Source organism: Aquimarina algiphila (assembly GCF_007489275.1).
In the GTDB taxonomy this organism is placed as follows: Bacteria; Bacteroidota; Bacteroidia; order Flavobacteriales; family Flavobacteriaceae; genus Aquimarina; species Aquimarina algiphila.
The window spans coordinates 51,290-75,987 of record NZ_VLNR01000006.1 but is presented as its reverse complement, the minus strand read 5'-3'; the positions used below and the strand labels follow the sequence as shown (position 1 = coordinate 75,987).

General features: G+C 31.8%; 27 protein-coding genes. 12 read left to right on the top strand and 15 right to left on the bottom strand.

Annotation, left to right across the window (positions count from 1 at the left end):
- Positions 1-15: 15 nt before the first annotated feature.
- The 3 genes from FOF46_RS04355 to FOF46_RS04345 are packed head-to-tail and all read right to left on the bottom strand — an operon-like array spanning position 16 to position 1,817.
- Positions 16-477 (bottom strand): GNAT family N-acetyltransferase, encoded by a 462-nt coding sequence (locus FOF46_RS04355; RefSeq protein WP_244299566.1) that lies wholly within the window; start codon positions 475-477, stop codon positions 16-18.
- Positions 478-1,290 carry an anti-sigma factor gene (locus tag FOF46_RS04350; protein ID WP_109434540.1) on the bottom strand — a complete coding sequence of 271 codons (813 nt, stop codon included), beginning with the start codon at positions 1,288-1,290 and terminating at the stop codon, positions 478-480.
- On the bottom strand, positions 1,263-1,817 hold the full coding sequence (locus FOF46_RS04345; RefSeq protein WP_109434541.1) for an RNA polymerase sigma factor: 555 nt from the start codon (positions 1,815-1,817) through the stop codon (positions 1,263-1,265). Before FOF46_RS04345 ends, FOF46_RS04350 begins: the two co-directional genes overlap by 28 nt.
- 117 nt (positions 1,818-1,934) lie before the next feature.
- Here FOF46_RS04345 and FOF46_RS04340 point away from each other — a divergent pair, with 117 nt between their 5' ends.
- Positions 1,935-2,456: a fasciclin domain-containing protein gene (locus tag FOF46_RS04340; RefSeq protein ID WP_109434542.1), complete on the top strand. Its 522-nt coding sequence runs from the start codon at positions 1,935-1,937 to the stop codon at positions 2,454-2,456.
- A 67-nt stretch (positions 2,457-2,523) separates the two neighbouring features.
- On the opposite strand, the gene FOF46_RS04335 is transcribed toward FOF46_RS04340, so the two are convergent.
- Both FOF46_RS04335 and FOF46_RS04330 read right to left on the bottom strand, forming a co-directional pair.
- A complete protein-coding gene (locus tag FOF46_RS04335) occupies positions 2,524-2,976 on the bottom strand; it encodes a PaaI family thioesterase (protein WP_143915577.1) in 453 nt (150 codons plus the stop codon).
- 52 nt (positions 2,977-3,028) lie between these two features.
- Complete coding sequence (locus FOF46_RS04330) at positions 3,029-3,655, bottom strand: trimeric intracellular cation channel family protein (protein ID WP_143915576.1); 627 nt, start codon at positions 3,653-3,655, stop codon at positions 3,029-3,031.
- 161 nt (positions 3,656-3,816) lie between these two features.
- Between FOF46_RS04330 and trxB the strand changes: the two genes are divergently transcribed.
- Complete coding sequence (trxB, locus tag FOF46_RS04325; protein WP_109434545.1) at positions 3,817-4,788, top strand: thioredoxin-disulfide reductase; 972 nt, start codon at positions 3,817-3,819, stop codon at positions 4,786-4,788.
- 75 nt (positions 4,789-4,863) lie between these two features.
- Here the strand turns inward: trxB and FOF46_RS04320 are convergent, their stop codons facing one another.
- Positions 4,864-5,724: a GIN domain-containing protein gene (locus FOF46_RS04320; protein ID WP_167571744.1), complete on the bottom strand. Its 861-nt coding sequence runs from the start codon at positions 5,722-5,724 to the stop codon at positions 4,864-4,866.
- Between the two features lie 187 nt (positions 5,725-5,911).
- Here FOF46_RS04320 and FOF46_RS04315 point away from each other — a divergent pair, with 187 nt between their 5' ends.
- Positions 5,912-6,664 (top strand): DUF5995 family protein, encoded by a 753-nt coding sequence (locus tag FOF46_RS04315; protein WP_143915574.1) that lies wholly within the window; start codon positions 5,912-5,914, stop codon positions 6,662-6,664.
- A 122-nt stretch (positions 6,665-6,786) separates the two neighbouring features.
- Here FOF46_RS04315 and FOF46_RS04310 read toward each other — a convergent pair whose 3' ends face one another.
- The 5 genes from FOF46_RS04310 to FOF46_RS04290 all read right to left on the bottom strand — a co-directional run bounded on the left by FOF46_RS04310 (position 6,787) and on the right by FOF46_RS04290 (position 10,697).
- Positions 6,787-7,506, bottom strand: coding sequence for a head GIN domain-containing protein (locus tag FOF46_RS04310; protein ID WP_109434551.1), 720 nt, complete (start codon positions 7,504-7,506; stop codon positions 6,787-6,789).
- Positions 7,507-7,552: 46 nt separating this feature from the next.
- On the bottom strand, positions 7,553-9,307 hold the full coding sequence (locus FOF46_RS04305) for a PspC domain-containing protein (RefSeq protein WP_109434552.1): 1,755 nt from the start codon (positions 9,305-9,307) through the stop codon (positions 7,553-7,555).
- A gap of 1 nt (position 9,308) precedes the next feature.
- Complete coding sequence (locus FOF46_RS04300) at positions 9,309-9,644, bottom strand: PadR family transcriptional regulator (RefSeq protein ID WP_109434553.1); 336 nt, start codon at positions 9,642-9,644, stop codon at positions 9,309-9,311.
- A 67-nt stretch (positions 9,645-9,711) separates the two neighbouring features.
- On the bottom strand, positions 9,712-10,245 hold the full coding sequence (locus FOF46_RS04295) for a zinc metalloprotease (RefSeq protein WP_109434554.1): 534 nt from the start codon (positions 10,243-10,245) through the stop codon (positions 9,712-9,714).
- Positions 10,245-10,697, bottom strand: a complete 453-nt coding sequence (locus FOF46_RS04290; protein WP_109434555.1) for a DUF4870 domain-containing protein — start codon at positions 10,695-10,697, stop codon at positions 10,245-10,247. Before FOF46_RS04290 ends, FOF46_RS04295 begins: the two co-directional genes overlap by 1 nt.
- A 154-nt stretch (positions 10,698-10,851) precedes the next feature.
- Here FOF46_RS04290 and FOF46_RS04285 point away from each other — a divergent pair, with 154 nt between their 5' ends.
- From FOF46_RS04285 to FOF46_RS04270, 4 genes are all read left to right on the top strand, one after another.
- A complete protein-coding gene (locus FOF46_RS04285) occupies positions 10,852-11,310 on the top strand; it encodes a DUF4442 domain-containing protein (protein ID WP_143915573.1) in 459 nt (152 codons plus the stop codon).
- Between the two features lie 68 nt (positions 11,311-11,378).
- Positions 11,379-11,930: a hypothetical protein gene (locus tag FOF46_RS04280; protein ID WP_143915572.1), complete on the top strand. Its 552-nt coding sequence runs from the start codon at positions 11,379-11,381 to the stop codon at positions 11,928-11,930.
- A gap of 158 nt (positions 11,931-12,088) precedes the next feature.
- The gene (locus tag FOF46_RS04275; protein ID WP_143915571.1) at positions 12,089-12,889 is read left to right on the top strand and encodes a TIGR00266 family protein; all 801 of its coding nucleotides are present in this window, start codon (positions 12,089-12,091) and stop codon (positions 12,887-12,889) included.
- 132 nt (positions 12,890-13,021) lie between these two features.
- Positions 13,022-13,219, top strand: a complete 198-nt coding sequence (locus FOF46_RS04270; protein ID WP_025664664.1) for a hypothetical protein — start codon at positions 13,022-13,024, stop codon at positions 13,217-13,219.
- A gap of 15 nt (positions 13,220-13,234) precedes the next feature.
- Here the strand turns inward: FOF46_RS04270 and FOF46_RS04265 are convergent, their stop codons facing one another.
- Together FOF46_RS04265 and FOF46_RS04260 are read right to left on the bottom strand one after the other, a co-directional pair.
- Positions 13,235-14,185 (bottom strand): LysR family transcriptional regulator, encoded by a 951-nt coding sequence (locus FOF46_RS04265; protein ID WP_109434559.1) that lies wholly within the window; start codon positions 14,183-14,185, stop codon positions 13,235-13,237.
- Between the two features lie 156 nt (positions 14,186-14,341).
- A complete protein-coding gene (locus tag FOF46_RS04260; RefSeq protein WP_143915570.1) occupies positions 14,342-14,764 on the bottom strand; it encodes a DUF2141 domain-containing protein in 423 nt (140 codons plus the stop codon).
- 309 nt (positions 14,765-15,073) lie between these two features.
- On the opposite strand from FOF46_RS04260, the gene FOF46_RS04255 reads away from it, so the two are divergent.
- Positions 15,074-15,325 carry a CBU_0592 family membrane protein gene (locus FOF46_RS04255; RefSeq protein ID WP_109434561.1) on the top strand — a complete coding sequence of 84 codons (252 nt, stop codon included), beginning with the start codon at positions 15,074-15,076 and terminating at the stop codon, positions 15,323-15,325.
- 16 nt (positions 15,326-15,341) lie between these two features.
- On the opposite strand, the gene FOF46_RS04250 is transcribed toward FOF46_RS04255, so the two are convergent.
- Positions 15,342-15,947, bottom strand: a complete 606-nt coding sequence (locus FOF46_RS04250) for a TetR family transcriptional regulator (RefSeq protein WP_143915569.1) — start codon at positions 15,945-15,947, stop codon at positions 15,342-15,344.
- Positions 15,948-16,346: 399 nt separating this feature from the next.
- On the opposite strand from FOF46_RS04250, the gene FOF46_RS04245 reads away from it, so the two are divergent.
- The 4 genes from FOF46_RS04245 (at position 16,347) to FOF46_RS04230 (ending at position 23,273) form a co-directional block, all read left to right on the top strand.
- Entirely contained in the window at positions 16,347-17,618 is a 1,272-nt protein-coding gene (locus FOF46_RS04245) for an alkaline phosphatase family protein (protein WP_143915568.1), read from the top strand.
- A 43-nt stretch (positions 17,619-17,661) separates the two neighbouring features.
- Positions 17,662-20,706: a SusC/RagA family TonB-linked outer membrane protein gene (locus tag FOF46_RS04240; RefSeq protein WP_143915567.1), complete on the top strand. Its 3,045-nt coding sequence runs from the start codon at positions 17,662-17,664 to the stop codon at positions 20,704-20,706.
- 14 nt (positions 20,707-20,720) lie between these two features.
- Entirely contained in the window at positions 20,721-22,127 is a 1,407-nt protein-coding gene (locus FOF46_RS04235; RefSeq protein ID WP_167571743.1) for a SusD/RagB family nutrient-binding outer membrane lipoprotein, read from the top strand.
- A gap of 282 nt (positions 22,128-22,409) precedes the next feature.
- The gene (locus FOF46_RS04230; protein WP_143915565.1) at positions 22,410-23,273 is read left to right on the top strand and encodes a polysaccharide lyase family 7 protein; all 864 of its coding nucleotides are present in this window, start codon (positions 22,410-22,412) and stop codon (positions 23,271-23,273) included.
- 90 nt (positions 23,274-23,363) lie between these two features.
- Here the strand turns inward: FOF46_RS04230 and FOF46_RS04225 are convergent, their stop codons facing one another.
- Positions 23,364-24,695 carry a DUF58 domain-containing protein gene (locus FOF46_RS04225; RefSeq protein WP_143915611.1) on the bottom strand — a complete coding sequence of 444 codons (1,332 nt, stop codon included), beginning with the start codon at positions 24,693-24,695 and terminating at the stop codon, positions 23,364-23,366.
- Positions 24,696-24,698: the final 3 nt, after the last annotated feature.

Here is a 24,698-nt window from a genome sequence, read left to right as displayed (position 1 = left end):
ACTTAATCTAATATGTTAAACAGAAAAATGAAGTTTCATACCTTCATGAGAATCTTTAAATCCAAGTTTTTTATAAAACTTGATTGCTTCGGGTCTTTTTTTATCTGTTGTAAGTTGTAATACGTGAGCACCTCTTTGTTTGGCGCGCTCTATAGCCCATGCAAACATTTCTTGACCTATTCCTTTGCCTCTTTGATCATCTCGAATTCTAACGGCTTCAATTTGAGCTCGTATTCCACCTTGATACGTGAGATATTGAATAAAAGTGAGCTGAAGTGTTCCTACAATTTGAGAATTAACATTTTCTACCACTATTAATTCCTGATTGGGATCACGATGTATAGCAACAAAAGCATCGACATATTCTTTGGGTAATGGGGTTTGAAAGTTTTCTCTGGTTTTGCCGAGATCGTCATTTGCAATCATGTGTATGATTGTCGAAAGATCTTCTTGAGTTGCTTCTCTAAATTTTATCACTTATAATAATACATTAGAAATTAAACGCTCTACGGTTGGATGGTCATTTCCTCCTGCTGGTTCTATAGTAATATTAATAGATGAAGCATCATCTATATATTTCATAGCAATCATTTTTTTATCTCTAGGGATGATACCCATATCAATCATTTCGCCGTCTACATCTGCCCACATTTGGTATGTTTCATTATCCTTTAGTTTAGCTAGTCCTTCGGGATTTAGAATCACAATTTTTTCATTGTGATTGACATATGTGATCGCATTAGAACTTGGAGAAATCTCATTTCCTTTTAATACCAATTGTATTGTATTCGGGTTATTAATTGCACCATACCAGGTACTAATTTCATTTAGGTTCTCTTCTAGAATTGTTATGCGATTTTGTAAATTGGAAGTCTCATTTTCTACAATTTCTAGATTTTTTTTGGAATCCTGCCATTGCATATACAGCCAACCAGAACCTAACATACAAAGAACAGCTATGCTTGCCGCTATATTAAGATAAATACGAGTTTTATTTTTGTTATTGATCGGGATTGTTTTTTTATCTTCTAAAGCATTTGCATTTTCAATAGTATCCATTAAAGATACTTTTATCTCAGGTGGAGGTGCAATAGCATTTTCGAAAGCTAATTTTTCAAAGTCATCTTCTATTTTATTAAAATATTCACGTAACTCTTCATCTTCATTAAGCATGTTCTCGATTTTGATACATTGATCTTCCGAGAGTTCTCCCAACAAATATTGTTCTAATATCCCTGTATTTTTTATAGAATTTCTATCCATCATATCATCTTTTCTATAATCATCCATACTATAATCAATCCCTTCTCATATTCTTCTCTTAATTTTTTTAATGCTTGTCTAATATAAGACTTAAAAGTTCCTAATGGTACATTCATTTCTTCATGAGCTTCTCGATGTGTAAGTCCATTAAAGTAAACTAATTCTATTGCCCTTTGATGATGAGGCTCAAGTTTCTTCAATGAACCATTCAATTGCATTGTATCTAATTCGGGCTCAAAAGTTTCTTTATTTTTATATACACTCAAATCCTCATTTTGGATGAGTCTAGAAGGATTTCGTAATGCATTTAAAGTACTGTTTTTTGCAATTCGATATGACCATGTAAAGAATTTTCCCTTTTTAAAGTCGTAAGAATTTGATTTTTCCCAAATTTTCAAAAATGTTTCTTGTAATAAGTCCTGAGCTTGAGTTTCATCTTTACAGATACGAAGAATTACACCGTACAAAGCGCCAGAATACCTGTCATATATTGTAGACAACGCTTTCGGATCTTTTTTCTGTAATCGTTTTATAAGCTCTAAATCATCTTGCATGTGGAGTGAGATTATTCAAATTTAATAAAAAAACAACCCAACCTCATCCAAAACTATAAAACATGTGTATATGATAATGTAAAGCACAAAAAAAGTTTAACTATTAAAACAAAAATCATGAAAAAATTAGCTTTTGTTATTTCAACACTTATTTTATTTTTATTCGTACAATCTCTATCTGCACAACAATCAAACAAGGATATTGTTGATGTAGCGGTATCTGTAGATGATTTTTCTACATTAGTTACTGCCTTAAAAGCTGCAGATCTAGTGAAAGCATTAAAAGGAGATGGTCCTTTTACCGTTTTTGCTCCAACTAATGATGCTTTTGCTAAAATAGATGCAAAAACATTGAATTCTCTGTTAGAGCCTGCAAACAAACAAAAATTAACTTCGATTCTTACCTATCATGTAGTAAGTGGAAAACTTGCAGCAGAGGATGTTGTAAATGCCCTGAAAAAGGGAAAAGGAAAAGTAGAACTAACTACTTTAAGTGGTGCCAAAATTAATGTTATAAAAAAGGATGGTAAGATTTGGTTGAAAGATCAAAATGGAAAATACAGTCAGATCGTAAAAACAGATGTGATGGCTAATAATGGAGTAATCCATATTATTAGTGATGTGGTAATGCCTAAGTAAGGTATTAATTTGGTTTTTCTGTTAAAAGCGTCGTTATAAACGACGCTTTTTTATTTTTAAATTGATCTTAAGTACTGCCATCGGTGCTGTTTTTGAGTTCAATTAATGTTATTTGCGCGGCAGCACATAGTTTTTCTTTCCCATTTTTAACAATAAATATTTCAGATCTACATATCGTTAATGTTCTACCATTTTTTAAAACGGTTGATTTCCCAATAAGCAATTCGCCATCTCCTGGAGCCATTAAATTGATCTTAAATTCTACAGTTAATACAGAAGAATCTTTCTCCATTAATGAAAAACCTGCATAACCAGCAGTATTATCTGCTATCGTACTAATTACTCCTGCATGAAAAAAACCATGTTGTTGTGTGAGATTAGAATCATATGGGACATGGATTTCACAATATCCAGGTTGAACATCTATTAATTTTGCATTTATTAGCTTCATAAATTTCTGACGCTCAAAACTCTCTCTTACTTTTTTATGATAATGATCTGATTTAGGTTCGAATTTCATTATTAACAGATAAGATGTGTTATAAAATTAATATATAAAAGGTACTATAAATTCATTCAATAGTATTTCTGTCTGCAATAGTAAATAAAGGTAAGGATACTCTATATTTTACTACCAGTAATCTAATTATAATGATTAAAAGGGCGGTAGAAATATATGTTATGTTTTGATCCAAATCTAATGAATATAGAACCATAAAACATATCCCACCTGCTATAGATGCTGTTGCATATATTTCTTTTCTGAAAATCACAGGGATTTCATTACATAAAATATCACGAATTACCCCTCCAAAACAGCCGGTTGTGGCTCCTAGAGCAATAGATACAATTGGTTCTAATCCTGCGTTGATTCCTGTTTCTACTCCTGTAATGGTAAAAATTCCTAATCCAATAGTATCGAATAAAAAAAGTGATCCTTTAAGATAATCCAGTTTATTTCTAAAAATAATAGAAAATATGGTTATTCCACTTATCAAATACATAGTGGTAATATTTTGCATCCATGAAACTGGTGTATTTCCGATAAGTATATCACGAATTGTACCTCCTCCAATTGCCGTTACAAAGGCAATAATAAAAATACCAAAAAGGTCAAATCTTCGATTCATAGCACTTAGCGCTCCAGATATTGCAAATGCAACAGTTCCTAAAATATCTAATACATCAAAAAAAGTCATAATCTTATCAGGGAATTTTATAGAATGTAAATGTAATAGTATTGAGTATGAAGAAAAAATTCAATAATTGAACTTTATAGGTTAATAACAATTCTTAATAACTTTAATGTAAGGTTTCTGATCAAATTGCTACTTTTACATCATAACAAAATGAAAAGAATATGTCTGATACAATAGAAAGAATAAAATGTCTTATTATAGGTTCTGGACCTGCGGGATATACAGCAGCGATATACGCAGCAAGAGCTGATCTTAAACCAATTATGTATACTGGTATGGAACCAGGAGGACAATTAACTACCACTACAGAAGTAGATAATTTCCCCGGATATCCTGAAGGAATAGATGGACCAACCATGATGGTACAGCTACAACAACAAGCAGAACGTTTTGGTACAGAAGTACGTATTGGAATGGTTACTTCTGTAGAATTTAGTAAGGAACAAGGAGGAATTCATAAGGTTACTGTTGATAATTCTACTCAAATAGAAGCAGAAACAGTAATTATTTCTACTGGAGCTACTGCAAAATATCTTGGACTACCAAGTGAGCAAAAGCTTAGAGGTGGTGGAGTATCTGCATGTGCAGTTTGTGATGGTTTTTTCTATAAAGGACAGGATGTTGCTATTGTTGGAGCAGGGGATACCGCTGCAGAAGAAGCTACGTATCTGGCGAATATCTGCTCTAGTGTAACCATGTTAGTTCGTAAGGATTATATGAGAGCTTCTAAAGCGATGCAACATAGAGTTAATAATACACCAAACCTTAAAGTATTATATAATACAGAGGTAGATGAAGTATTAGGGGATCAGGTAGTAGAAGGATTACGAATGGTGAATAACCAAACTGGAGAGAAAGAAGATATTTCAATCACCGGTTTATTTATTGCTATTGGTCATAAACCTAATACTGATATATTTAAAGGACAGTTAGATATGGATGATACAGGATATCTTATTACCGAAGGTAAATCCACAAAAACGAATATCCCAGGAGTATTTGCTTCAGGAGATGTACAGGATAAAGAATATAGACAAGCAGTTACCGCTGCCGGAACTGGATGTATGGCAGCATTAGATGCAGAACGATACTTGGCGACGGTTGAAACTAATGAAGAAGTTTCTGCATCATAATTGTTTGATAAGATAAAGCATTAAAAAACCCGCTATTTGACGGGTTTTTTACTTAAAATATGTTAAACGTTTATTTTATTTCAGTCTAAATTTACTAGGAACGTAGTCTATATTTTTCTTATATAAAGTTGCTTCATTTGCAAATGTTTTTATACTAATTTTGGGCTCACCGAGCAGGTATATTTCAGTTTTGTCCTTGGCGTCAATATGAAGTTCTTCATTAGTCAATAGGAAACAATCACTTGTCCCTTCTGCTATCAAAGTAGTTTTTGTAGCACTTAACTTTTCACCATAAAAATCGGTATCGTTATCTACTCTAACTAGCATCGATTTGACTTCTCCTTCAAGTTTAGCAACCCCCTTTTGATATAAATCTACTGTAAGACTGTCTGTAGTCGCGATGCCTTTTAACTCAGAATTATCATTAATCTGATATACAATTTCTCTGGCTGTAGCATGCAATTCTGTATTGGACTTTCCGCTTCCTACATAATTTATTTTACCAGCATCTATAGTTAAAAACATTTCTGCATTATCATTTACTTCTACCGATAACTCTCCAGAAGTTATAGGTGATAATGATTTTGCGTTGACTTTATCATAAACCTTAATTTTTTTTAATTCGGTAGCATAAGAAATACTAAGGTTTAAAGCTTTTGCGCGCCTTAAGTCTTTATCAGATTTAATAATCAAAACACTATCCTGAACAGTGACTTGTATTAATTCCTGAAGATTACTATCAGCTTCAATTTTAACTTGATTGTCACTACTTTCATCTAGCGTGACCTCAAAGCTTTCATATATTTCTATAGTATGAAATGCTTCTGTATTGAATTCCTCGGTACTAACAATTTTGTTTCCTTTTACCTTTTCTTTTTGTCCAAATGTATTTGCAAATACTAGAAGAGCAAATAGTAATAGCAGTGGAGTTCTCATATTTGTGTGAAATTTATATGCTAATAAAACAGTTTTTTTTAAGTTTAAGTATAGCATTCTATATAAAACTTATTTACAAATATAAATAGACTCATAGATTAAATAAGAGTTACATGAGTAAACTAAAAAAATAGAATTTAAGAACGTATATTTCATATCTTTTAGAACCTAAAAACAAACCAGAACCTTGAAACCTGTACATACTATAGATGATGTTATTATCACTTTGGGAAATATCATACTCGAATCAAAGACCAATAATAATCCATTAGGATATTTTGCAACTTTATATAGAAAGGTAACTATTAAAGTAAAAGAGGGGGTTGATAATGATTTTTTTGATGATGGCCCAAGAATGGAAAAACTAGATGTGATATTTGCGAATAGATATCTTGATGCTTATTTCACATTTCAGGAAAATAAAACTGTTACCAAATCCTGGGAAAAAGCATTTAATTTATCTAATAAATATTGGCCTATTGTATTACAACATCTGTTGATTGGTATAAATGCTCATATTAATCTGGATTTGGGTATTGCGGCTGCAGAAGTTGCAAAAGGTGAGGATATTGAAAATCTTAAAGGAGATTTTGATAAGATAAATGAAGTTTTATCATCTTTGGTCAAAGAGGTAGAGAATGATCTGGCTGAGATTTGGCCCACATTAAAAAAAATCTTGAAATGGACTCGAAAAGTAGACGATTTTTTAGTCGACTTTAGTATGAAACTTGCTAGGGATGGAGCATGGGAATTTGCAAAAGAGCTTTCAAGTTCTCCTGGTAATATGATTACAGAGCTCATAAGAGAACGAGATGTTAAAGTGGCAGAAAAGGCAAGAATCGTAATTAAGCCGGGTTTTATTGTTCAAATAGTATTGATGATTGTTAGGCTAGGAGAGCGCGGTACTATTAAGGATAAAATTAACGATTTAAATGAATAACTTTAAATTTATGGATTTAAAAAACTGCCCGAAAAGCTAATGGTTGGTTAGTTTTGCTTCTCAGACAGCTTATTTTGGTTGATTAAATAATTAGTTAGGTTGTTATTTAGGATTTATAAGGTTTAATGTCTTCTAACATTTCCTCCAGAATTATCTGTTTCTGATACTTTTTCTGGTTTTCCATAGTAGACTACATCTGCACCACTTGTTGCTTTTCCTGTAAATTCATTTTTGGCATGAATTCTTATAGATGCTCCACTCGTAGCTTTTGCTTCAGTCGATAAACTCAAAAGGTCTTGAGCACGTATATCGGCTCCACTAGTGGCTCTTGCTTGATGATGATTTACTTTTCCTGAGAGATTCATCATAGCACCGCTTGTTACGGAAGTAGTAACGGTTTCTGCCTTTATTTCTAAATTTATATCTGCACCACTTGTTGCACTTAGGTCAAGATCTTTTTGAACCACTTCTTGATCTGATGAAACACTCGCGCCACTATTAACATGTACCTTGTTTAATTTGGTATAAGAAACATATACTTTTTTTTCGTCTGCAGAATATATATTCTCATCAGAGGTTACACGTAGTGTATTACCTTCGACATAGATTTCAATGTGATCATGTAGATTTTTATTGGCTTCGACTATTACTTTTTTGTTGGGACTATTAACAAGGATTACATCTAAGCCTCTACTGGCTTTAATAGCATCAAAATCAGAGTTAATGGTTCTTTCTTTTTCTACTACTTCTCCTTTTCCTCTAACTCCATTGAAAGCTACATTGCATGAGCAACAGGCTAATGATAATGAAAGAATTACTAAAAATTTGGCTAGTGCTGTCATAATTTTATGTTTTAATGAATTTAAACTGTTCGTTTTTTGATTTGATTTAATTTTCGGTTTTAATTTCTATTCCGTTCTCGTCGATTTTTAATTTTACGGGTTCATTATTTAGTTCTACTCCATCTTCATCAATTTTTAATTTAAAATCTTCATCATCAGTGTTAATATTGATCTTAATACTGTCATCATCATTTTGAGATTCTTGGTATTCCCATTCATCTTGATCTTCGATACATGTATCGCATTCAAATTTTCCATTTACTAACTTTACATAGTTTCCTTCTTTTCCATCTACGGTGATATAGTCATCATATTTCCAGGAATTATTATACCCTGATGTATTATCATCAGCAAATATTGTAATTCCCTCGGGTAGTGTTAAGATCACTTTTATTTCTTGATCTCTGTATTTGTTAGTATATTCAGTAATGGCATAACCGTTTAATAGTAAAGTATCACCATCAAGTTCGTATGCATATTTAAGCTCTTCGGCTCTTTTTGAAGCTTCTTCATAAGATCTTCCCTGAGCTTTCTTTTCGATAGAAATTCCTAAAGTAGAATCTTTCTTTGAAGCCTTAAGGTATACTTCAACATCCTGAATAACAATTACTCTGTTGCCTTGTTCGTCACGTTTGATCTTATAATCGTGTCTATGTCTTAAATGTCTAACGTATCTATTGTTACCTTCCATTTTTATAGTTAGTGTGTCCTTACTGGTTATAGGAAGTATTTCTTTTTCTGTGATTACTTGCGCATCATAAGCTTCTAGAGTTGCCTGTCTGATACCGACAATTCCTAACCCTATTAATGAAAGCATCCAAACTCCTAATAAACCAAGTTTTGCCGGGGTACCTATAGATTTTAGGTTTTTAATCATAATTTTCAATCCAAGAATGAATAAGAAGAAGAATGGTATTCCTACTGCAAAAAAGGATAATAAAGAAATTAACCATAGTGGTACTTCGGGATGACTGCCAACTTCTATGTATTCAACCCATGGGGTATCCATAAATCCAAATGTTCCCAAAGTAAACAGGCCTATAAAAAGACTGATTAAAGTTACACCGGCAATGATAATAAGTAGAACACCTATAAACTTTACAAAAATCTTTAGTAAGAATAAAAGTACATCTCCCAAAGCATCAAAGAAAGTAGTAGAACTATTTTTTACTTTACTACTGTATTTTTGGTAATCTACATTTTTTACGGTGTCAGCAACACCATCAAATCCTTCTTTAATTTTCTTTTCTATATTACTGATATTTACAGCTTCTCCTCTCATAGCAAGAAAATCGGCTGTAGTTTTAGCTTCCTGAACAAAAATCCAGAAAGCTATATAGATAAGAACAAAGGCTCCACTAGAGAAAATTGTAAATAATATCCATGCTAATCGAATCCAAATTGCTTCTATTCCTAGGTAGTGACCTAATCCAGAGCTTACTCCGCCTACATAAGAATTTGTTGTATCTCTAAATAGGTGTCTTGATGTTTTTGATTTTTGATTTGATGTTTTAGGCTCATCTTCAAAGATTTCTTCGTCTAATCTGTAATCTTCGGGTTGTCCCATTACAGTGATTACTTCTTCTACCTCTTGATTTCCAATAACCTGTCGTTCATCCTTTATTTTTTCACTAAACAACTCTGCAATACGAGCTTCGATATCTGCTATGATCTCATCTCTCCCTTGCGAATCAGTGAAAGAGCGTTTTATAGCACTTAGATAACGTTGCAGTTTTAGATAAGCGTCTTCGTCTATATGAAAAAATATGCCTGCTAAATTTATATTAACTGTCTTGTTCATTTTACTTCTTTTTTTGTTTGGTTACCAGATTTACAGCATTTTGTAATTCTTCCCAAGTGGTATTTAATTCTTTGAGAAACAGTTTTCCTGTTTCGGTGAGTCCATAATATTTACGAGGTGGTCCTGACGTTGACTCTTCCCAGCGATAGCTTAATAATCCTGCATTTTTGAGTCTTGTTAACAGGGGATATATTGTACCTTCTACCACAAGCATTTTTGCGTCTTTAAGGGTTCCCAAAATTTCAGCAACATAAGCATCATCGTCCTTAAGGATAGAAAGTATGCAATATTCCAGAACACCTTTGCGCATTTGCGCTTTTGTGTTTTCGATCTTCATAAAACTAATTTTTAAATGTTAAACTGTTCATTTTTTGATTGATGTTTGATTGATGTTTGATTGATGGTTACTTTAAAAAATATTGATCAGTAAATACTACACCAGCTATAAAAACAGATGTTAAAAGATAATTGATTAGGTTAAACTTTATAGTGTATTCCTGTTCCTTTGATGTTTTTATTAATAAGAACAATAATGTAAAGCATACTAATAATGGAAGTATCCAATACCCTAATCCCAACCATTGACTAATTCGAGCTTCATCATTTGGATTAAAAATCGATACAATCATTGCCATTAGTCTAAAAGCAAAAGCAAAAAACAAAAAAGGATACCAATACATATTTTTTGTCTTTCTAATAACATAAAAAAATACAAATGCTGTTAGTACTGTAAAGAGCGGTCCGGCAGCACTTACAATGTGCTCATGCCATACTGTTTTATATTCTCCTTCTACCAAGAAAGCAGAATTAAGTGTCATTTGCATGGGATATCCTAATAGCTTTCCTGTAAGTAAATGTGCTAATTCATGAAAGAAAAAGGACAGTACAACTGCAAGAGTCATTATTAGAATATATTTTATGTTTATTACTGCCTTCATTATTTTATAAATCGTATAGATAATGGATATCTGTATTTTTCACCCTTATTTGCTTTCATTGCTGCGCTAATTGTAAAGATTATTTCCAGAAAAAAACCGATTAAAGCGATAACACCTACAAAGGAAGCTCCAATAAGAGTTCTAAACCCTCCTGCATCAGAGAAATTGATGGATATGTCATTAAAATGAAATAAATCTGATATTGTAGCATCTCCAAAAACATTAAAAATGAAAAACGGAAATGAAAATATTCCAAGGATAATAGTATATAATAATATACTTAGTTGAAAATTGATAGCTTCTTTACCATGATCATCAATGAATTCTGATTTGTCTTTGTTCGTTGTCCATAATAGAATTGGAACAATATAATTCCCAAAAGGAATAAAGTATTTTGAGAATGCACCGAGATGCATAAACGTTGCGATATTTTTGTGATTTTTGATTGACATTTTAAAAGTATATAATAGTTTCTTATGCAAATATATGGTTAAAAAAAGGTATTATGCAAAACATAGTACCATAATTTAACATAAATTTAATATTTTAAAGTCTTTTGCATGCTGTTTCTTTTTACTTATATTGTGTATACTAAAAATGAAAATCATGAATATTACTCCGGGTAAGCTTAATACCTTCTTATTGTTTAAATTACCTTCTGCATGGTTGTGTGGGGTACGGGTAAAAAGTATCGATAGAACTAGTTGTACGGTAAGTGTAAAGCACAGATGGATAAATCAAAATCCATTTAATTCTATGTTCTGGGCTGTACAAGGAATGGCTGCTGAACTTACTACAGGAGCTATGGTAACAGGATATATAAGAGACAGTGGTAAAAAAATCTCTATGTTGGTTGCAAACAACAATGCTACGTTTACAAAGAAGGCTACAGGAAGAATTACTTTTGTATGTAATGATGGTAATCTGGTAGAAGATGCAATTAAAAAAACAATAGAAACAGGAGAAGGGCAAACGGTTTGGATGAAATCTATTGGAACCAATACAGATGGAGTAGAAGTGTCTACATTTAATTTTGAGTGGACTGTTAAAGTTAAAAAGGTATAAGGAAAGAAATATAACATTTATCCGATCACCTTTTAAGTATATTGTGTTTCAGATTTCTGTTTTACAAGATGAAATTCAAAAAAATATATATTCTTAGTAGCCTTATAGTGTTGTTATTTATATTTAAAGCTTCTATTTACAGAGCTATTATTAAGTATGAAGTTGTTGGTTCAAGAAAAGGCTATGAGGTAAAAGATGAAAATTTAATCAATTTTATTGAAAAAGAATTAATAGAAGATGATCTTATAGATATTGAATCAATACTAAAAAAATCGAGAGTACTTACTAATGAAAAGTTACATTTTACTTCATCTAAATGTGATATTGATCCGAATAAGTTGATCACTAGTGAATATACTCATTGTATTGGATATGCACTCTTTTTTGAAACTATTTGCAATTATATGATCAAAAAGAATCCTCTTTTAAAAGACTGGAAAGCTACGACCAGAATTGGGGAATTGTATTTTTTTGGTATTAATATTCATAATTATATCGAATCTCCATTTTTTAAAGATCATGATTTTGTAATTATCGAAAATGCAAAGACAGGTCAGAAATTTTTTATTGATCCAACTGTTAGCGATTATCTTAGTATTGATACCGTATCAGTAAGATAAATAATTTATAGGGAGTGTAAAGGCAGTTTTTCTGATCAATATTAATGTGATTTTTTTAAATACGTTTCTGTACGAATAATATGATGTAACATATTTAAAAAAATGTTTACTCATAAAGTAGTTATTCATTAATCAAAATATTTTAAACATTTAAAAATATGACAGCACACGAAATCGATTATGAAATCATAGGTGAAGAAATGCAATATGTAGAAATAGAACTTGATCCACAAGAAGGAGTAATTGCAGAAGCAGGAAGTTTTATGATGATGGATGATGGTATAAAAATGGATACCATCTTTGGAGATGGATCAGAGAAAGATAAAGGAGTTTTTGGTAAAATTTTTGGAGCGGGTAAACGATTGTTAACTGGTGAAAGTTTATTTATGACTGCTTTTTATAACCAGGTTGGAGGAAAAAAGAAAGTAAGTTTTGCTTCGCCATATCCGGGAAAAATTATTCCGATAGACCTAACCAAATACGGGAATAAATTTATTTGCCAAAAAGATGCTTTTCTATGTGCAGCCAAAGGAGTTTCTATTGGAATAGAGTTTTCCAAAAAATTAGGTAGAGGTTTATTTGGAGGAGAAGGTTTTATTATGCAAAAGTTAGAAGGCGATGGTATGGCTTTTGTTCATGCAGGAGGAACTACAGCACGAAAAGAACTACAACCAGGAGAAAAATTAAAAATTGATACAGGTTGTATTATTGGATTTTCTAAAAATGTAAATTATGATATAGAGTTTGTAGGAGGAATTAAAAACACAATTTTTGGAGGAGAAGGGCTCTTCTTTGCTACACTAATAGGACCTGGCGTGGTGTATGTCCAATCACTACCTTTTAGTAGGCTAGCTAATAGAGTATTGGCTTTAGCTCCTAGAGGAGGAGGTAAAAGTAAGGGAGAAGGAAGTATATTGGGAGGATTAGGAGATCTTTTAGATGGCGATAACAATTTTTAACAATGTTAAATAAGCGCTAAATGACTATTTTTTTGGTTTTATTTGCATATATTAGCATGAACAACTTTAAAAACAGTAAGCTTATTCCTACAATTACTTGTTTAAACCTAATATTTAAACCCCTATTAATTTATGGCCAGAGCGATGTTTGATTACACTAAGACTGTACTTAAGAAAGTAAGTTTTGATGTTAATCTTTTTACAAAGGAAGTCCTGAAAGCACTAAACAGACTACTTCCACATGAGATTGAAGAATTAAAAATTTGGATTCAATCACTAACAGTAAAGCAACCAGAATTACAATCTTGTTTAATTTATTTAAAATCATAATATAAAAAGCGACTTTTAGTCGCTTTTTATTTTTGACAGAGGGCTGATAATCTGCACGTTTTGGAAAGCAATGGCTCCTTTTACAATACCAGCTATAGTAGAATGCAAGGCTTCAATGATTTGCATTTTTAATTCACTTTTATTAAAAATCAGACTTACTTCTCTGGCAGGAGAAGGTTCATTAAAGTAATGCAAGTTACTCTTTTCATTATTTTTGATATCCAAAGTATGTAAATAAGGTAATAAAGTCATTCCTAAACCTTCATTAGCAAGTTTTATTAATGTTTCAAAACTTCCGCTTTCTAATTGAAAATGGTCTTCTTCATAACTCTTTTTGGTTTTACACAGATTAATAATGCCATCTCTAAAACAATGACCATCTTCTAACAGTAGCATATCATCAATGTCAAGATCTGCAGTATCTATTTTTTTCTTCTGATTTAACCTGTGATTAGAAGGGATATACCCAACAAAAGGTTCATAATACAATACCCTTTCTTTTATATTTTCGTCTTCTAACGGAGTTGCAGCAATAGCAGCATCGAGATGACCATCTAGAAGACGTTCAACTATTGCTTCGGTATTTAACTCTTCAATTTTTAACTTTACTTTTGGGTATTTTTTTATAAAATTATTTAAAAACATTGGTAATAGAGTAGGCATTATTGTCGGGATAACCCCAATCTTAAATTCTCCTCCAATAAACCCTTTTTGTTGATCTACAATATCCTGAATACGTTCACTTTCATTTACAATATTTCTAGCTTGCTGTACAAGTTTGCTGCCAACTTCTGTAAGCTCAATAGGTTTTTTACTTCGATCAAAAATTAGAATATCGAGTTCTTCTTCGAGCTTTTGAATTTGCATACTTAAGGTAGGCTGAGTAACAAAAGTTTTTTCTGCAGCTTTGGTAAAATTCTTGTTTTCGGCAACTGCTAAAACATATTTCAATTGTGTAATGGTCATAGGTTATATTTTGGGCAACAAAAATATGAAAGCTATCGATATTATTTATTAAAAAATTACTAAAAATTTGTTTTGTCTATGTGCTGATCACAAAAAAGAATTGCACTTCATTAGTGCAATTCTTTTTTTGATTGATGAATACTTGTATTTATATATTTACATTCTAATTTCAAGTTCTAGGTTTTCTGAAGTCACTTCAAATTTTGCTTCACCCCACATTGGTGGTCCGTAACTCATACTATTGTTGGATACTCCATAATTTTCTTTTGGCATTCCATTAGGTTCAAAATCCATTCTGTTATTTCCATTTATATCATGAAAACATGAGATGGCATATACTCCTGCAGGAACATTGGTAAAAGTGATTTTTGCTACACCATCAGTGATTATACTTTTTTCACCTTTTATAGGGGCAGCTTTCATAAAGGTATTTTCGTCATATAGTCCAAAAAGAACTTCACCTTCTGAGCTTGTAGCATTAGGGACAGTTACTGTAATGGTTATTCCATTGATGTTTTCTTGTGCGTTTGTGAAAAAATTGGAAATTAGAAGGGCTACGATTAAAGCTAGAGTTTTCATATGATTAAAGTTTTATAGTTATTGTTTTTTGATGATTCAAAAGTCTATAAAACCAGGAGTCTTTTATAAAGTAAAATACTGAGTTGTTATTTTTAGAGGATGAAATGTAGGTATCTCCAGAATGGACTTGTTTTTAGTACTATCACTGATCAGTTATGATGTTCAAGTTTTGATAGCATTGTAAAATCTAATCATGTTATGTGTAAAGATGCCAGGTATAGATGTAATGTTATGAAAAGGTAAATAATGTCAGACATGTATATAGGTTTCTTGAAAATAGCAGTTAATTTGATGTAAAATTGTATAAGAATGACTATACCTCAAATTATTGGTTGGCTAGGAGCTATTGCTTATGTACTAGCTTATTTGTTGCTAAGTTTAGAAATTTTAAAATCTGATAAAGAAGTGTTTCACGGTGTAAATACTTTTGGAGCTCTATGTTTAGTTATTAATGCATTGCCAGTAGAGGATTACCCTACAATTGTTGTAAATGTAGTTTGGGGTCTTATCGGTATAATATCAATAATTAGAATTGTTTTGAAAAGAAAATTAATCAATTAATTCAATATGAAGATATTTAAGATGTTTTATATTCAATTAATTGTTTTACATGATTCATATATATCGTGACTTGCTTTTCATACTCTTTTCTGTTATCTGTAAAAGTTCCCAGATAATAATAAGCCCCATCAATTAGAGCAAAAATAATTTCTGTAAGCTCATCTATATTTGTATTCACTATGATTCCGTTGTTTCTTGCATCCAGTAGTCTGTTTTTTAAAACGTTATGTAGTGTTTCTAAAAATGATTTAAAACTTTTATTGAAATCTTTATTTCTATATACTTGAGCATAAAAGCTATAAAAGAGTCCGTCATCCACGTAATCATTCCATTTTCTGGAAAATAATAGCATAATAAATTCTTCTAATTTTTCTTTACTATCTATGGATTTAAGTTTTTCTGAATCAATAAAACTTAAGTATTTTTCGAGAATATAATCTTTTAAAGCAACTAGAAGACTCTCTTTTGTTGCAAAATAGTGCATTACTAAACCTTTACTAATTCCCATTTCCTCTGCAACCTTTGCGATGGAAGTATTTTCTAAGCCAATTTTTTTGGCTACAGTATAAAAAGCAATTATAATTTCTTTTTGTCGTATTTCACTTAAGTTTTTTCTACCCATTAAACTATTAATTTTTGTCAAAAATATAGCTTTAAACTTGATTTATTAAATCTCCACTTGTTTTAGAATTCAAAACATACATACGTTTAAACTAACAAAATTATGCTGTTAAAAGGAATTAAAATCAACACAGGTTTAGATACTATAACATCTGGAAATGCTTTAGTAATAGGATGTTTTGCCTTATGTATAGGTGTTGATCTATTAAAATTGCTAAAAACAATTTAATTAACTTAAATAGAAAATCTCTAACATTAGTTTAACCATACAGTAAACTTTTTTTAATTGACTGGTTGTTCAATCTATTTTTACTTCGCTGTAGATTTGCAACGGGAAAACAGTAATAATTTAATCTTTCTCCCTGATGATTAATCTTGTTTTAACTAATTAATAACTCTTATGAGATTTTTTTTATACGCAGTAATTATACTGATTGGATGTTCTGTTAATGGTCAGGATAAGGCTTCTAAAAAGACTAGTACAGAAGGTGTTAAAAAAGTAGTATTCGTTATTATTGATGGTATTTCAACAGATTTATTTTATAAATCTAATACTCCCTTTATAGATACAATGTCTAAAGAAGGCGCTTTTTCTGAAGCATATGTTGGAGGAGAAAAAGGAAAATACTCAGAAACACCAACAATATCCGCGGTAGGTTATAATAGTTTACTGACAGGCACCTGGGTTAATAAACATAATGTTTATGGAAATTCTATTGTAAACCCCAATTATAATTACCCATCGATATTTAGAGTATTTAAAGATACATATCCTGATAAGAAAATTGCTATTTATTCGTCATGGTTGGATAACAGAACCAAACTTGTAGGAGAAGGATTAAAGGAGACAAGCGCAATAAAAATGGATTATTCTTTTGATGGTTTAGAGTTAAATGAAGAAAAATTTCCACATGATAAATTAAAGAAATATCTAAAACGAATAGATGCAGAGGTTGCTAGAGAAGCAGCCAATCACATATTTGAAACAGGACCAGATTTGTCCTGGATATATCTGGAACATAGTGATGATATGGGACATATTTTTGGAGAAAGCCCTACATATTTTAATGCAGTGTCTTTTGAAGATTCGCTACTTGGGCTTATTTGGGATGCAGTCAAATTAAGAGAACAAAAAACTGGAGAAGATTGGCTTATCATAGTCACCACTGATCATGGAAGAATGCCCACTGATGGAAAACACCATGGTCAACAATCCTATAGAGAGCGAAGTACTTGGATAGCACTTAGTAAGCCTATTGATAATACTTACTTTAAAAATAATAAAGTAGCTATCGTAGATATATTCCCTACTATCTGCGATTATCTGAGTATTACTGTTCCAGAAGAGACATCATTAGAGTTAGATGGAATTTCTCTAATGAAAAAAGTAGATGTATCTAAGTTAGAAGGAGTGTGTATACATAATGAATTTTTACATCTGCAGTGGTTAACAGAACATAAGGGAAATGAAATAGGAAAAGTATATATAAGCTATACCGATAATTATAAAAAAGGAGAGAAAGATAACTTCACTCTTTTGGGAGAAGTTGATATTCAAAAAAAAGAATTTACTACCAAAATAAAACCTCCTACCGGTACAAAGTATATAAAAATTGTTTTGAAAACTAAAAATCAAACTATTAATACCTGGGTAAAAGTTACACCCAAATAGGCAATCTAAATCAATTATTAAATAACACTAAAAACTTGTGAAAATGAACAAGAACCTGATTATTTTATTCCTCATTTTTTCTACTTCCCTTTTTGCTCAAAAACAAATTACGGGTGTTGTAGTAGATCCTGCGGGGACACCTGTTCCGGGAGTAAATGTAATAATACAAAATACAACAAGAGGTACTGCAACAGATTTTGATGGAAATTATACTTTAGAAGTTAACGAAGGAGAAATTTTAGAATTTTCTGTTTTGGGATATGAGACTCAAACAATAATGATAAAGAATCAAACGGTCATCAATATTTCATTACAAGAAGGGGCTGATTTATTAGAAGAAGTCGTAGTAACTTCTTTAGGTATTCGAAAAGAAAAAAAGGCTTTAGGGTATGCAGTTAGTGAATTGAAATCTGAAGATATTAATAGAGTTAAAGCGACTAATGTTATCAATACGCTGTCTGGTAAGGTTCCGGGTTTACAGGTGACAGGAGCAAGTAATGGTTTAGGAAGTTCTGCAAGGGTGGTGATAAGAGGAGAGAATTCTTTAAATCTAAATAGCAATGAACCTTTGTTTATTTTGGATGGGATACCTGTAAACAATCGCATTTTTGGAGTTGGAGGAAATTCTACTGATCAAGCAGATCTTCCCACAGATTATGGTAACGGACTTTCAGAACTGAATTCTGATGATTTTGAATCTGTAACTGTACTTAAAGGTGCTGCAGCATCAGCGCTATATGGATCCAGAGCAGCAAACGGAGTTATTGTAATCACTACAAAAAAAGGAAAAGAAGGGCGTGGTTTAGGGGTTGAAATTTCATCTTCTACTATGTTTAGCTCTGCATTAAGACTACCAGATTTACAGACCGAATATGGTGGTGGATGGGCAGGAGCATATGCCTCAAATTTTGGTACTAATTATGGTCCAAGACTTGATGGGTCCATTGTTTCTCAAGAATTAGCTTTAGGAGAACCAATCGATAGGCCATTTATAAATAGATATGATTTAGATGACTTTTTTGAAACAGGTGTAAATTTAAATAATACAGTTTCTATTTCTGGAGCTAATGAAAAAGGAAATTTTTTATTCAGTTATGGAAATAATTATAACGAAGGAATAATCCCTAATACAAACTTAAAAGGAAATAGCTTTAGGTTAAATGCTGGTTATAACATCAATGATAAATGGAAAATTCAGGGATTAGCTAATTATATAAGTAGAAGTTCTGACAACCTTCCTGTAGCAGGATATGGATCACAAGGTATAATGTATACGTTACTTTGGAACTACATAAATGTTGATTTAAATGATTTAAGGAATTATTGGAATGTAGAAAATGAAGAACAACGTAAATTATTTACTTGGGGAGATAATCCCTGGTTTATTGTAAATGAGAATATCAATGCATTTAATAAGAAAAGATTTATTGGAAATGTAAATACAACGTATCAATTAACAGAAAACCTAAGTTTATTAGCTCGAATTGGTGCAGATGAATCAAATGATTTTAGATGGTCACGTAGATCTATTGGGGCTCAACGAGCTCCAAATGGATTATATAGAGAACAAAGAATTAATTTCTCTGAAATCAATGCAGATTTTCTGCTTTCATATGAAAAAGAATTTGGCAATTTTGAGACCAAAACATCAATAGGAGGTAATAGATTCGATCAAAAAATCACTGAAAGTTTTTTATTAGGTAATGGATTAACGATTCCTGGAATTTATAATTCACAAAATATTGATGTGACTCCAGAGTTGAGAAGCGATATTTTCAGGAAAAGGATTAATAGTGTATATGCATTTACAAATATAGGATATAAGGACTTTTTATATTTAGATATATCTGCGAGAAATGACTGGTCTTCTACGCTACCAGCAGGAAATGATTCGTATTTCTATCCTGCAGCTTCCTTGTCTTTTATTCCTTCAGCATTGTTTTCTATGCCAGAAGCAATAGATTTTTTAAAACTTCGGTTTAATATAGCAGAAGTAGGTAAGGATACAGATCCATACAGACTTTCAAAAACATTTAATTTTGCTACACTACCTGGTACATTGACCAATCCATCTCAATTGCCAAATGCTAATTTGAAACCAGAAAGAACAACTTCTACAGAGTTTGGATTAGAAACCTTTTTATTCAATAAGCGAATTTCTTTAGACGCGACTTATTATACATCAACATCGAGAGACCAAATTCTTAATGTAGGAGTATCCGGTAGTAATGGATTCAATTCTTTGGTGACCAATGCAGGAGAGATTCAAAATTCGGGTATAGAATTAGCATTAGGTATAGTGCCACTTAGAACAGAGAATTTTGAATGGCGTATAAATGCTAATTTTTCAAAAAATGAAAGCGAAGTAAAATCATTATCAGGTGATCTGGATACATTTATTATTGCTCAAGGACCTGATGGCGTTACAGTAGAGGCTAGACCAGGAGAACAAATGGGAGATATTTATGGTCAAGCCTATGTTAGAAATGATGCTGGAGAAATTATATTTGAAAATGGTTTACCACTTACAGGAGATAGAAAAAAAGTAGGAAACTACAACCCTGATTGGATGTTAGGATTATCAACAAATCTAAGATATAAAGGAGTAAATTTATCTGTATTATTCGACATCAGACAAGGGGGAGAAATCTATTCTTATACCAATGCAATCGGAAGAGAAAGCGGAATTCTAGCACTTACAGCCGGATGGAGAGATGGAGTTGTTGGAGAAGGGGTAGTACCTGATGGTGCAGGAGGTTTTGTTCCAAATACTCAAGAAGTAACCGCAGAAGCATGGGCCTATGGAGTGCCCAGAAGTAATGCAGAAGCAAATATCTTTGATGCTTCATATATAAAGCTACGTCAGTTAAGTCTGGGGTATACTTTCCCTGAAAAGGTTGTTAAACCACTAGGTTTACAACAGTTTTCTATAAGTCTTGTAGGATCCAATTTAGTGTTGTGGACAGATGTTCCCAATATAGACCCTGAAGCTCAGGCATTAAATGGAGGGTCCCTATTACCAGGATTTGAAGTGACTCAACTACCCTCTGCAAGAACGTACGGTTTTAAACTTAATATGAAATTATAAAAAGTAACATGATCATGAAAAAAATAGTTTATTTATTAACTCTGATTATTTTAGGAGCTTGTACAGATCAGTTCGAAGAGTTGAATACCAATCCAAATGATCCGGTAACAGCAAGTGAAAACTTATTATTGCCAACAGTTTTGTTTGATTTATCAAATATTACAGTGAATCAAACTTATGGTTTTGGGGATGTTATAGGACAATATACAGGGAATTATGAATTTAATGATATTGATATATATCGTTGGCAGGCAGACGATAGATTCTGGTCCCCAATGTATAGTATATTGCAAGATATTAATGATTTAAAAGCAATTGCTGAAGAGAATAATAATGAAAATTATAAAGCAATTGCGTTAATTCTAGAAGCATATATTTACAGTGTTATCACAGATGCATATGGTGATGCGCCTATGACAGAAGCTAATAGAACAATTGAAGGTATCACTACTCCTGTCTATGATAAACAAGAAGATATTTATACAGCTATATTCTCAAAGTTAGAAGAAGCGAATACTATTGCTAATATTACAGAAACAATTAAGGGTGATATTATGTACAATGGGGATTTAGGTAAATGGAAAAAGTTTGCAAATTCTTTACGTTTACGCTTGCTAATGAGAATATCTGGAGTACAAAATGTAAGCTCAGGTATGAATAATATCATAAATAATCCAGATAGATATCCTGTATTTACTTCAAATGATGATAATGCTATATATAAATATAGCGGAGTTGTCCCAGATGTATCTAATGTATCTCAAGCAGGAGGAGGAAGAGATTATGAATACTTTTTACGTATACCAACAGCTCACTTTTTGGGATTGCTAGATGCTAATAATGACCCTCGTTTAAATTTATGGATAAGTCCGAAGGAGGGAACCGACGATCGAACACTGGGAATAATACCTGGACAACCACTTGGAGAAATAGGACGTCCCGCAGATTTTAGTAGAAAAGCGGTTGAGTTTTTTGAAGAAGCAGAGAGCATCGAGGGAATATTTATGACCTATAGTGAGTTGAATTTTATTTTGGCAGAGGCTAAAGAAAAGAATATGATCTCTGCAGGTGTAGCTAAGGATTACTACGATATTGCTGTACAGTCATCTTTTGATCAATGGGAAGTAACCATACCTACTGATTTTCTTACGACTACAGTGCCATATGATAATAGTACGGATAGATTATATGAACAAAAATGGTTAGCACTTTATCATACCGGAGTAGAACCCTGGTTTGATTGGAAAAGGACCGGTAAACCATCTTTTATTCAGGCGGGATCAGGAAATCTTAATAATGATATGGTTCCTGTACGATTAAGATATCCAAGTTTAGAACAATCTGTAAATGCAAGTAACTATGAGCAAGCTTCTGCAGCTATGGGTGGAGATAATATTAATGCTTCATCCTGGTGGTGGTAAGAATTGATTGAGTTTAAATAATTACTTTATGTAATTCCAATTATCTAAAATGCTCCCAGGGAAACCGGGAGCATTTTTAATTTATAATGTAAAAACAGAAAATAAGTAGAGTATAATGATCTAGTTTTTGTTTAAATTAATAATAGAAAAATAGCTAAGTCTATCATGGTTTAACATAATTTAATAGTGTTTAACATAAGTTTATTTAGGGTGATGCACGGTAAGTGTGTTTTAGAAATGAATGCATTCCAACTTAAATATTAATTTAAAAACATTAAAATCATGACAATTAAAAAAATAAAAAAAAGATATGCGATACACTTTTTTAAATTAAGCCTTCAATTGATACTATGTTTATCGTTATTAGGTGCTGTTTCTTGTTCTAAAGATGACCCTGTTAATGAACCAGAATCTCATGATTTTTTAGCTAAAAAGAAGAAGACGCCTGTACCTTATGATAAATTTTCAGGAGCTCTTAATAAGGCAAAATTACAAGGGCCTGGGAGTGGCATAGTTAAAAAAAAGGTGAAAAAAGGTAAAAAAGATGTTTGGGTTAATGTAGAAAAAGGGAATTTTAAAGGATATAAAAGTGACAAATTTTATATGGCAGGTAACCAAATGTATTTCAAAAGCCCAAAGAATAGTAAAAAAAGAACAGAGTTACGTAGACTTGGTGATTATGAAGCTTCGGCAAGTATAACTTCTACGGGGAACTTAAAAGTTCATAGTACTTCTCATAAAGAATTTACTGTTATGCAGTTACATCATAGTGTTAAAAATAGCCCTTTATTAAAGATTGAATATAAAGCAAAAAAGAATAGTAAAGGAAAGTACGTTACTGGTGGTTTTTATGCGGTAAACCGAAACAAACCGGGTGCATCTACTAGTGGAAGAACCAAACTTTTAAAAGGTGGTAGTTCTGCTAAATTTCAGATTAGATATCGACCTTACACGCATACTAAGAAAAATGGTAGTAAAGAAGCAAGAGCAAAGGTTTCGGTAGTTGTTAATAATGATTCTAAAAATTCAATTGCTATTGCTGATATAAAACAAAGTGATTGGGGAAAAGGATTTTACCTTAAGGCAGGAGCTTATAATCAACAATCAGGAGAAGCCAAAGTTTCTTTTAGTTCGTTAAATTGGTAGTAATATAAAGAAGCAATTTTATAACTTGAGTTTATTTTTAAGTTTAGCAAAACAAATTAATTTGTTTTGCTAAACTTATTTTTTGAAGCTTTATAACAACCCTCTGGCTTTAATCTCCAGGTATTTGTTAATAGTATTTACGGTGAGGTTTTCGGGAGTGGTAAGTATCGTTTGGATACCGTGCTTTTGTAGCTCTTTTACCATTACTTTTTTATCATAGGCAAACTGTTGGGCTATAGTTTGATCATATATGGTTTGCGTGTTTTCTGCTTTTTGATGAATTAAGTGATCTAACTCTGTATTTTGAAAGAGAATCACAACTAATAAATGCTTCTTAGCTAAGGCCTGAAGATAAGGCAGTTGTCTTTTTAATGAGGAAATATGCTCAAAATTAGTATATAATAACAGTAAACTTCTATGGTTAATTTGCCGCTTTATATGAGCATATAATAATCCGAAATCAGAATCTAAAAACTGAGTTTTTACATTATATAAAGTTTCAGATATGGCATTAATGTATGTTTTTTTTCCGCTATCCGGTAAAAAATTATTTACGGTATTAGAAAACGATAACATGCCTACTTTGTCATGTTTTTTGAGCGCGATATTAGAAAAAGCTAAGGTACTATTTACGGCATAATCTAATAAGCTCAATTCATTAAAAGGCATTTTCATAACACGACTGGCATCGATTACAGAATAGATAGGTTGAGATTTCTCATCCTGAAACTGATTAATCATTAAATTTCCATGCTTTGCTGTTGCTTTCCAGTTTATGGTACGCACATCATCCCCAACTACATATTCTTTAATTTGTTCAAATTCCATGGTATGACCAATACGACGAATTTTCTTAAGACCAATCTGAGTTAATTTGTTATCAATGGCTAAGAAATCATATTTTTTCATTTGAATAAAAGATGGATATACTTTTACCATAGCTGATTTGTCAAAACTATAACGCCGTTTTACAAAACCTATCCTGGTCATGGCATATATATATAAGTTTCCAAAAATATATTCTCCACGTTGTACAGGACGCAGAGCATATTCAAAATCAAAAATAGATTTAACAGGAATTCTAACGGTCTTAAGGAAATCACGTTTCTGAAATTGAACAGGTATCTCATCAATGATCTCGACAGTTGTGGTAAATTGGTAATTACTTTTTATGCGAACGGGAATGGCATTAAAATCACTATTCGAAAATTTATCAGGTAAAATTCTATTAGCTTCAATACCCTTTTTTGTATTGTAAAGAACAATAACGTCAAATAAAACGATAATTGTAAATCCCCATACTAAAAGCCAGGCAATCGGATACAACTCATTAAACCAATACGATATTAAAAAAAGAATCGATAGGAATGCTAGTGTATAAAATACTCTGAAACTAAAATATAATGATTTCAAGAACTTGATCAA

What these genes read in the sequence shown, in the direction of transcription:
- FOF46_RS04350 (WP_109434540.1), bottom strand. Translation starts at nt 1,290, where the DNA reads ATGGATGATTATAGAAAAGATGATATGATGGATAGAAATTCTATAAAA.
- FOF46_RS04345 (WP_109434541.1), bottom strand. Translation starts at nt 1,817, where the DNA reads ATGCAAGATGATTTAGAGCTTATAAAACGATTACAGAAAAAAGATCCG.
- FOF46_RS04340 (WP_109434542.1), top strand. Translation starts at nt 1,935, where the DNA reads ATGAAAAAATTAGCTTTTGTTATTTCAACACTTATTTTATTTTTATTC.
- FOF46_RS04335 (WP_143915577.1), bottom strand. Translation starts at nt 2,976, where the DNA reads ATGAAATTCGAACCTAAATCAGATCATTATCATAAAAAAGTAAGAGAG.
- FOF46_RS04330 (WP_143915576.1), bottom strand. Translation starts at nt 3,655, where the DNA reads ATGACTTTTTTTGATGTATTAGATATTTTAGGAACTGTTGCATTTGCA.
- trxB (WP_109434545.1), top strand. Translation starts at nt 3,817, where the DNA reads ATGTCTGATACAATAGAAAGAATAAAATGTCTTATTATAGGTTCTGGA.
- FOF46_RS04320 (WP_167571744.1), bottom strand. Translation starts at nt 5,724, where the DNA reads ATGAGAACTCCACTGCTATTACTATTTGCTCTTCTAGTATTTGCAAAT.
- FOF46_RS04310 (WP_109434551.1), bottom strand. Translation starts at nt 7,506, where the DNA reads ATGACAGCACTAGCCAAATTTTTAGTAATTCTTTCATTATCATTAGCC.
- FOF46_RS04305 (WP_109434552.1), bottom strand. Translation starts at nt 9,307, where the DNA reads ATGAACAAGACAGTTAATATAAATTTAGCAGGCATATTTTTTCATATA.
- FOF46_RS04300 (WP_109434553.1), bottom strand. Translation starts at nt 9,644, where the DNA reads ATGAAGATCGAAAACACAAAAGCGCAAATGCGCAAAGGTGTTCTGGAA.
- FOF46_RS04295 (WP_109434554.1), bottom strand. Translation starts at nt 10,245, where the DNA reads ATGAAGGCAGTAATAAACATAAAATATATTCTAATAATGACTCTTGCA.
- FOF46_RS04290 (WP_109434555.1), bottom strand. Translation starts at nt 10,697, where the DNA reads ATGTCAATCAAAAATCACAAAAATATCGCAACGTTTATGCATCTCGGT.
- FOF46_RS04285 (WP_143915573.1), top strand. Translation starts at nt 10,852, where the DNA reads ATGAATATTACTCCGGGTAAGCTTAATACCTTCTTATTGTTTAAATTA.
- FOF46_RS04280 (WP_143915572.1), top strand. Translation starts at nt 11,379, where the DNA reads ATGAAATTCAAAAAAATATATATTCTTAGTAGCCTTATAGTGTTGTTA.
- FOF46_RS04275 (WP_143915571.1), top strand. Translation starts at nt 12,089, where the DNA reads ATGACAGCACACGAAATCGATTATGAAATCATAGGTGAAGAAATGCAA.
- FOF46_RS04270 (WP_025664664.1), top strand. Translation starts at nt 13,022, where the DNA reads ATGGCCAGAGCGATGTTTGATTACACTAAGACTGTACTTAAGAAAGTA.
- FOF46_RS04265 (WP_109434559.1), bottom strand. Translation starts at nt 14,185, where the DNA reads ATGACCATTACACAATTGAAATATGTTTTAGCAGTTGCCGAAAACAAG.
- FOF46_RS04260 (WP_143915570.1), bottom strand. Translation starts at nt 14,764, where the DNA reads ATGAAAACTCTAGCTTTAATCGTAGCCCTTCTAATTTCCAATTTTTTC.
- FOF46_RS04255 (WP_109434561.1), top strand. Translation starts at nt 15,074, where the DNA reads ATGACTATACCTCAAATTATTGGTTGGCTAGGAGCTATTGCTTATGTA.
- FOF46_RS04250 (WP_143915569.1), bottom strand. Translation starts at nt 15,947, where the DNA reads ATGGGTAGAAAAAACTTAAGTGAAATACGACAAAAAGAAATTATAATT.
- FOF46_RS04245 (WP_143915568.1), top strand. Translation starts at nt 16,347, where the DNA reads ATGAGATTTTTTTTATACGCAGTAATTATACTGATTGGATGTTCTGTT.
- FOF46_RS04240 (WP_143915567.1), top strand. Translation starts at nt 17,662, where the DNA reads ATGAACAAGAACCTGATTATTTTATTCCTCATTTTTTCTACTTCCCTT.
- FOF46_RS04235 (WP_167571743.1), top strand. Translation starts at nt 20,721, where the DNA reads ATGAAAAAAATAGTTTATTTATTAACTCTGATTATTTTAGGAGCTTGT.
- FOF46_RS04230 (WP_143915565.1), top strand. Translation starts at nt 22,410, where the DNA reads ATGACAATTAAAAAAATAAAAAAAAGATATGCGATACACTTTTTTAAA.